Origin of the sequence: Propioniciclava sp., from assembly GCF_029977985.1 — a bacterium.
GTDB lineage: Bacteria > Actinomycetota > Actinomycetes > Propionibacteriales > Propionibacteriaceae > Propioniciclava.
Genome location: NZ_JARKOT010000103.1, coordinates 1 through 7365, shown reverse-complemented (window position 1 = coordinate 7365; position 7365 = coordinate 1). Strand labels below are relative to the sequence as shown.

The 7365-nt window shown below is 68.7% G+C and carries 6 protein-coding genes and 1 pseudogene; 3 read left to right on the top strand and 4 right to left on the bottom strand.

Annotated elements, in window-relative coordinates:
* Window positions 1-237: pseudogene (locus Q1K57_RS06855) on the bottom strand (dihydroxyacetone kinase); the annotation flags it as partial.
* Window positions 234-1226: a LacI family DNA-binding transcriptional regulator gene (locus Q1K57_RS06850; RefSeq protein ID WP_300080288.1), complete on the bottom strand. Its 993-nt coding sequence runs from the start codon at window positions 1224-1226 to the stop codon at window positions 234-236. The pseudogene Q1K57_RS06855 and the gene Q1K57_RS06850, both read right to left, overlap by 4 nt.
* A 234-nt stretch (window positions 1227-1460) precedes the next feature.
* Here Q1K57_RS06850 and Q1K57_RS06845 point away from each other — a divergent pair, with 234 nt between their 5' ends.
* The 3 genes from Q1K57_RS06845 (at window position 1461) to Q1K57_RS06835 (ending at window position 5361) form a co-directional block, all read left to right on the top strand.
* Window positions 1461-2711: a maltose ABC transporter substrate-binding protein gene (locus Q1K57_RS06845; protein ID WP_300080286.1), complete on the top strand. Its 1251-nt coding sequence runs from the start codon at window positions 1461-1463 to the stop codon at window positions 2709-2711.
* Between the two features lie 155 nt (window positions 2712-2866).
* The gene (locus Q1K57_RS06840; RefSeq protein WP_300080284.1) at window positions 2867-4465 is read left to right on the top strand and encodes an ABC transporter permease subunit; all 1599 of its coding nucleotides are present in this window, start codon (window positions 2867-2869) and stop codon (window positions 4463-4465) included.
* Window positions 4465-5361: a sugar ABC transporter permease gene (locus Q1K57_RS06835; protein WP_300080282.1), complete on the top strand. Its 897-nt coding sequence runs from the start codon at window positions 4465-4467 to the stop codon at window positions 5359-5361. The genes Q1K57_RS06840 and Q1K57_RS06835 overlap by 1 nt, the downstream gene beginning before the upstream one ends.
* A gap of 75 nt (window positions 5362-5436) precedes the next feature.
* Here Q1K57_RS06835 and Q1K57_RS06830 read toward each other — a convergent pair whose 3' ends face one another.
* Together Q1K57_RS06830 and Q1K57_RS06825 are read right to left on the bottom strand one after the other, a co-directional pair.
* Entirely contained in the window at window positions 5437-6816 is a 1380-nt protein-coding gene (locus Q1K57_RS06830) for a glucose-6-phosphate dehydrogenase (RefSeq protein WP_300080280.1), read from the bottom strand.
* Between the two features lie 59 nt (window positions 6817-6875).
* On the bottom strand, window positions 6876-7365 hold a 490-nt coding region (locus Q1K57_RS06825; protein WP_300080278.1), incomplete at its 5' end, for an LCP family protein.

Here is a 7365-nt window from a genome sequence, read left to right as displayed (position 1 = left end):
GCCCAGTTCGGCGCTGATGAGGGCGCTGCCGATGTCCAGGAGGACGAGGACGCCGTCGCCCGAGTCCGCCGCCGTGATGGCCCGGCTGATCGCAGCGGCGTCCGTGCCGAGGAAGCCGTCGTCGCGCCCGGCCGCCACGACCACCTGCGGCAGGGGTCCGTCGATCGCGCGGGTGGCGAAGGCCACGGCCGCGTCGGCGAGTTCGACGGAGTGCCCGACGACGACGAGCCCGATCATGGCGCCGGGGCCGTCGAGCGGCGGATGATGAGGTCGGGATGGAAGAGGACCTCGGTGCGGTCAAGGGGGGTGCCGTCGAGGGCGCGGAGGAGGGCCGACACGGCCGCCTCGCACATGGCCCGCACGGGTTGCCGCACGGTGGTGAGCGCGGGGTCGGTGAACGCCATCAGGGGGCTGTCGTCGAAGCCGACGACGGACAGGTCGCGGGGCACCTCGAGCCCCCGGCTGCGTGCTTCGCGGATCGCCCCGAGGGCCATGAGGTCCGATCCGCAGATGATGGCCGTGTGGTCGGATTCGATGAGCCGGCCCGCGGCGACCTGGCCTCCTTCCGCGGTGAAGTTCGTCATCTGGATGCTGGCGCCGGCAAGACCGAGGCCCTCGAACGCTGCCACCTTGCGGCGGGCCGGCAGGAACCGCTCGGGGCCCACGGCGAGGCCGATCCGCGTGTGGCCGAGCGAACGCAGGTGGTCGACCGAGCTCGTGACGGCCGCGATGTCGGAGCAGGAGAAGAAGCCCGCGTCGAGGTCGGGGGAGGGCGAGTTGATGAAGACGGTGGGGATGCCGCGAGCGATCACGCGCTGGTAGGGCTCGAGCGACAGGGTGTTGTTCGCGGGCATGCCCGAAATGGACACGATGCCGGCCAGGTCGTGGCCCAGGAGGGCCTCGAGATGCTGCTCCTCGCTCGTTCCACTCGGGCCGGCGGGACAGACGAAGTTCGGGATGCCCTTGCTGTAGAGGAGCGTGTCGACCATCTCGGCGAACGCTGCGAACGACGGATTCGACAGCTCGCCCGTCATAATCGCCACCGAGCCCGGACGCCGTACCGGCTTGTCCAGCGGGTACCCCAGAGCGACGGCCGCGGCGTGGACGGCGTCCCGCGTGTCCTGCCGGACCCCGGGCTTGGCGTTGAGGACGCGTGACACGGTGGCGGTGGACACTCCCGCCGCGCGTGCCAGGTCGGCCAGTCGCGTCTTCGCCGTCGTGCTCATCGGAACTCCTGCGTTCGCCTCATGTCGTTGCAAGCCTACTGCAACGCTTTCAGTCCATGGGGGCGGCGCGCACCGTCTGCGTGCGCGGCCGCTCACCCTGAACATGACACGTACGCCTCAGTACCGCCACCGCAAGCCCCGACATGTTATGGAAACGTTACGGAAAAGAATCGCATCTATTGCAAGATGTCGGTTAGAGTCTGGGTGTACGGGGATGCAGAGGAGCAGCCCCCCATGAAGGAGATTCAACAGATGCGCAAGAGCATTGTTGCAGTGCTAGCCGCTGGTCTCAGCCTCTCGCTAGCCGCCTGCGGTGGCAACGCAACCACCACGACGCCCGCCGCGACCGGGGGCAGCACCGCCTCGGCGCCCGCCGACGCCGGCACCCTGACCGTCTGGGTCGACGAGACCCGCATCGATGCCTTCAAGGAGCTCGGCACCGAGTTCAAGGCCGCCACCGGCGTGTCCCTCGACGTGGTGCAGAAGCCCACGGGCGACATCAAGACCGACTTCATCGCGCAGGCCCCGACCGGTGAGGGCCCCGACCTCATCGTCGGCGCGCACGACTGGCTGGGCGACCTCGTGAGCAACGGCGTGGTGGCGCCCGTCGAGCTGGGCGACGCCGTCGGCGGCCTCTCCGACATCGCCAAGACCGCCTTCAGCAGCGAGGGCCAGCTGTACGGCGTGCCGTACGCCATCGAGAACATCGGCCTCGTCCGCAACAACGCCATCGTGCAGGACACGCCGGCCACGTTCGACGAGCTCGTCGCTCAGGGCAAGGAGACCGGCAAGCAGTTCCCGGTCATCATCCAGCAGGGTGAGAACGGCGACGCCTACCACCTGTACCCGCTGCAGACCTCGTTCGGCGCCCCGGTCTTCAAGACCGACGCCAACGGCGAGTACACCAACGAGCTGGGCATGGCCGGCGCCGAGGGCGCCGCGTTCGCCGAGTACCTGAAGAAGCTGGCCGGCGAGGGCGTCCTCTCCGCCAACATCGGTGGCGACCAGGCCAAGCAGGCCTTCCTCGACGGCAACAGCCCGTACATCGTGACCGGCCCGTGGTGGACCGGCGACTTCACCGAAGCCGGCCTCGACATCACGGTCCTGCCGATCCCGTCGGCCGGTGGCCAGGCCGCCGCTCCGTTCCTCGGCGTCCAGGGCGTCTACCTGAGCTCGAAGACCGAGAACACGCTGCTCGCCAACCAGTTCCTCGACTACGTGGCGTCCGACGAGGCCCAGACCAAGCTCCACGAGCTCGGCGGCCGCACCCCGGCGTCGACCAAGGCCGCGGACGCCATCTCGGATGAGGTCCTCGCGGGCTTCGCCGAGGCGGGCAAGGACGGCCAGCCCATGCCGGCCATCCCCGAGATGACCGCCGTGTGGAACTTCTGGGGCGCCGCTGAGGCCAGCATCATCAACGGCCAGGCCGCCGACCCGGCTGCCGCCTGGACCGAGATGAACAACAACATCAAGGCCGCCTTCTGAGCCAGAGGGCTGGTCAACCGATGATCTGAGGCGCGGGGTGGTGCATTGCGCACCACCCCGCGTCGTCGGGTCGGGGGCTGTTGCGGCGGCGTCCGGTGTGGGACGATACTGGCGCACTTGCCCGCGCACCGAAGCGATCGAAAGGGTTTTCCCAAGTGAGCACGGAAACCAGGCCCCGCGTGGCCGAGCCGACCCGCAAGGCGGCACCGCAGGTCTCCCACGCGCGAGACCTCACCCGACCCGGCTTCTACGCGAAGCTGGTGCTGATGATGCTGGTGAACGCCTTCGGGCTGTACGGCATCATGGCGGCCTGGGGTCAGCAAGACTGGGCGGTCCTGGTCTTCCTCGCCGTGACCCTCGCGGTCGCCGACTACATCTACTTCAGCAAGCGGGCCATCCCGGCCAAGTACCTGCTGCCCGGGCTGGTGTTCCTTCTCGTCTACCAGGTGTACGTGATGGCCAACACGGCCTATATCGCGTTCACCAACTACGGCGACGGCCACAACGATCTGAAGGGTCCGGCGATCACGCAGATCCTGAAGACCTCAGACCGACGCGTCGAGGGCACGCCGACCTATCCGGTGACGGTGGTCGACGTGAACAGCTCCCTCGGGTTCGCCGTCGTCAAGGACGGCGAGGTGCTGGTGGGGACCCAGGAGAACCCGCTGGCCCCTGTGGCCGGGGCGGTGATCTCCGGGGGCCGCGCGACCGAGGTGCCGGGCGCGTCCGTGCTGAACCTCGCCGAGATCCAGCAGCGCTCCCAGGAGGTGCTCGACCTGCGCGTCAGCGTCTCCGACGACCCGGCTGACGGCTGGCTGCGCAGCGACAACGGCACGATGGCGTACACCGCCCGATCGGTGCTCACCTACGACCAGGCCGCCGACACGTTCACGGACGCCGACGGCAAGGTCTACACGGCCGACGAGGCGCAGGGGCTCTACGTCGCCCAGGACGGCACCTCGCTCAGCCCGGGCTGGCGCGTCTTCGTGGGCACCGACAACTTCACGCGCATGTTCACCGACACGCGGCTGCAAGGCCCCTTCTTCTCGGTGCTGGTGTGGACGTTCGCGTTCGCGATCCTGAGCGTGCTGTCGACCTTCGCGCTCGGGCTGCTGCTCGCGGTGGTGTTCAACGACGACCGCATCAAGTTGCGCCGCTTCTACCGCGCCATGTTCATCCTGCCGTACGCGTTCCCCGCCTTCCTGGCGGCACTGGTCTGGAAAGGCATGCTGAACCAGCAGTTCGGCATCATCAATCAGGCCCTCCTCGGTGGCGCGATGATCAACTGGCTCGGCGACGGCATGCTCGCCAAGCTCTCGATCCTGATGGTGAATCTGTGGCTCGGTTTCCCCTACATGTTCCTCGTGTGCACCGGCGCCCTGCAGGCCATCCCGGGCGAGCTCACCGAGGCCGGCATCATGGACGGCGCCGGCCCCGTCAAGCGGTTCTGGAACGTCACGCTGCCGCTGCTGATGGTCTCGGTGGCTCCGCTCCTGATCGCCAGCTTCGCGTTCAACTTCAACAACTTCTCCCTCATCTTCATGCTCACCGGCGGCGGCCCCAACTATCCGGGCGCCCCGATCATCGTCGGTGAGACCGACATCCTGATCTCGATGGTCTACTCGGTGGCCTTCGAGTCAGGCGTGAGGCAGTTCGGCCTCGCCAGCGCCATGAGCATCCTGATCTTCTTCGTGGTCGGATTCATCTCGTGGCTCGGCTTCCGCCAGACCCGCAAACTCGAGGAGATCATGTGATGAGCACCAACGCCACCGCACTCGAGAACGCCAACGACACCCGCCTGCGCGGCTTCCGCTGGTGGAAGGAGGTCGGCTGGAAGCACGTGTTCGCGGTCGCCATGATCGCGTACTGCATCTTCCCGATCCTGTACGTGCTCTCGGCCTCGCTGAACCCGGGCGGCACCCTGACCGGGTCGACGCGCCTGTTCCCGGCCGTGTCGTTGAACAACTACGTGGAGCTGTTCGGCACCACCAACTTCCCGCGCTGGATGTTGCAGAGCTTCCTCGTGTCCTCGGTCACCGCCATCGGCACCGTGCTCATGGGCGCGGCGGCGGCGTACGCCTTCAGCCGGTTCCGGTTCGCCGGACGCCGCGGCGGCCTGACCGCGCTGCTCATCATCCAGATGTTCCCGCAGCTCCTGGCGTTCATCGCGATCTTCCTGCTCCTGCTGCGCCTGCGCGACATCTACCCGTTCCTCGGCCTCGGCTCCGTGTGGGGCCTGATCGCGGTCTACCTCGGCGGCGCGATGGGCGCGAACACCTTCCTCATGTACGGGTTCTTCAACACGATCCCGCAAGACCTCGACGAAGCGGCCAAGATCGACGGGGCCACCCACGCCCAGATCTTCTGGGGCATGATCATGCGCCTCGTGACGCCGATCCTCGCCGTCGTGGGACTGCTGTCGTTCGTGGGCACCTACGGCGACTTCATCCTCGCGCGGATCATCTTGGCCCGGCCGGAGAACTACACGCTGGCGGTGGGCCTGTACGTGTGGGGTTCCGACGAGCGCAACGCGCCGTGGTCGCTGTTCTCCTCCGGTGCGGTGATCGCGGCCATCCCGATCATCCTGCTGTTCATGTATCTGCAGAAGTACATCGTCAGCGGACTCACCGCCGGCGGCGTCAAGGGCTGAGCCGCCGAGCGCCCCCAGCGTCGTGGGCTGGAGCCGAGCCCGAGGCGTCCGGGCCCGTGAGCGCCACCGGAGCGCTCAGCGCCAGTTGTCCGGACCGTTCGAGCCTGCCTTGTACTCGTCCATCGGCACCGCCCCGGACGCCCACGCGTCCACCACGGGCGTGAGGATGCGCCAGCACTCCTCGGTCATGTCGCCACGGACGCTGAGCAGCGGGTCGTCGTCGAGGATGCCTTGCAGGATTTCGCCGTAGGGCCGTACCGGGCTCTCGGACAGGTCGGCCGACAAGGTGGTCTGCTCGAGGTCCCAGCGGTCGCCCTCGGCGTTCGTCGAGATGCCGATGGCGAGGGTCTCCGGGGTGAGCCCGATCACCATCACGTTGGGTTCGGCCGTGTTGTGGAAGCCCTCCGGAAGATGCACGACGGGCCGGAACTTGATGACGATCCCCCGGAAGCCGTCCCAGAGCGCCTTGCCGCTGCGCAGCCGGAACGGCACGCCCGCCCACCGCGAGTTGCGGATCTCGAGGTTGACCTCCGCGAGGGTCTCCGTGTTGCGCGCCGCGTCGACGCCCTCCTCGGCGACGTAGGAGGGGATGTCCTTGCCGTCGATGCTGCCCGCCGTGTAACGCGCCCGCCGCGACGCCGTCAGCGGGTCGTCGCCAGCCAGGTGCGTGGCTCGGAGAGTGTGCACGATGAGGTCGCGCAGTTCGACCTCGTCGATCCGCGCGGGCTCCTCCATGGCCACCATCGCCATGACGAGCAGCAGGTGCGACTGGATCATGTCCCGCAGCGCCCCCGCGTGGTCGTAATAGCCGGCACGCCCTTCGAGAGCGAGCGACTCGTCGGCGATGACCTCGATCTGCTCGATGTTCGCCGTGTCCCAGATAGGTTCGAAGATGCGGTTGCCGAAGCGGACGCCCAGCAGGTTCAACACCGTCGCCTTGCCGAGGTAGTGGTCGACCCGGTACATCTGCCGCTCCGGCACGAGCGACGTGAGCAACCGGTTGAACGCGTGTGCCGTGTCGTAGCTCGACCCGAACGGCTTCTCGATGGCCAGCCGCATACCCTCGGGCAGGTCGAACTGCGTCATCGCCTCGCATGCGGCGATGCTGACCGCCGGCGGCAGGGCGAAGTACAACACGATGGGGTGACCCGCGGCGTCCAAGTCGGCGAGGAAGGCCTTGAGGGCGGCCGGATCGGTGACGTCGAGGTGCTCGAAGCGGGTGGCGGCCACCATCTGTTCGACGCGTTCAGCCGGGCAGCCGCCCTCGGCCAGTCCTTCCCGCACGCGATCGGCCCACTGGTCGGCGGTGAGGTCGTCGGCGGCGGCACCGACGAGGTTCACGCGGTACTCCGGTCGGGACTTCAACAGCGTGCCGAGGCCCGGCAGCAGCAGCCGGTGGGTCAGGTCCCCCGACGCCCCCAGGATCACCAGCGTGACTGGATCCTTGTCCTGCATGTCTTCACCCTCCGCTCGGCTGGGGCACACGCTACTCCGTGCGGACGCCGCCGGTGCGGTCAGCGGGTGGCTGGGTCGCCCGCGGTGCGGGCGGCGTAGTCGCGGACGTCACCCGTAGCCAGAGCCGCTGCGAGGTCGGCGGTCTTGGTGGCGTCGAGCAGCGTGACCGACTGGGCGCCGCGCGTGCCGAAGCCGGCGACCGGGACCATGAGGGTCGTGACGTCGTCGGGGCCGGCGCCCGCGCCGGCGCGGGCCGCCAGGGCGAGGGCGACCTCCGCGCTGAGGAGGCCGGTGGTGCGCACCTGGGCGGCTGCCGCGGAGGCCACGGCGGCCAGCCCGGCGGGGTCGGCTGCCGCCAGCGCGCGGAGTCGCCGCAGCATGCCGACGAGGATGGCGCGATGGCGGGCGGTGCGGTCGAGGTCGCCCCGGGGCAGGCCCTTGCGCTGGCGGGCGTAGACGAGCCAGTCGGCGGGGGTGAGCGTGATGCGCCCGGCAGGGAAGTGGGACACGTGGCCGTCGGTGGGATCGGTGAAGGAGGATTCGATGGCG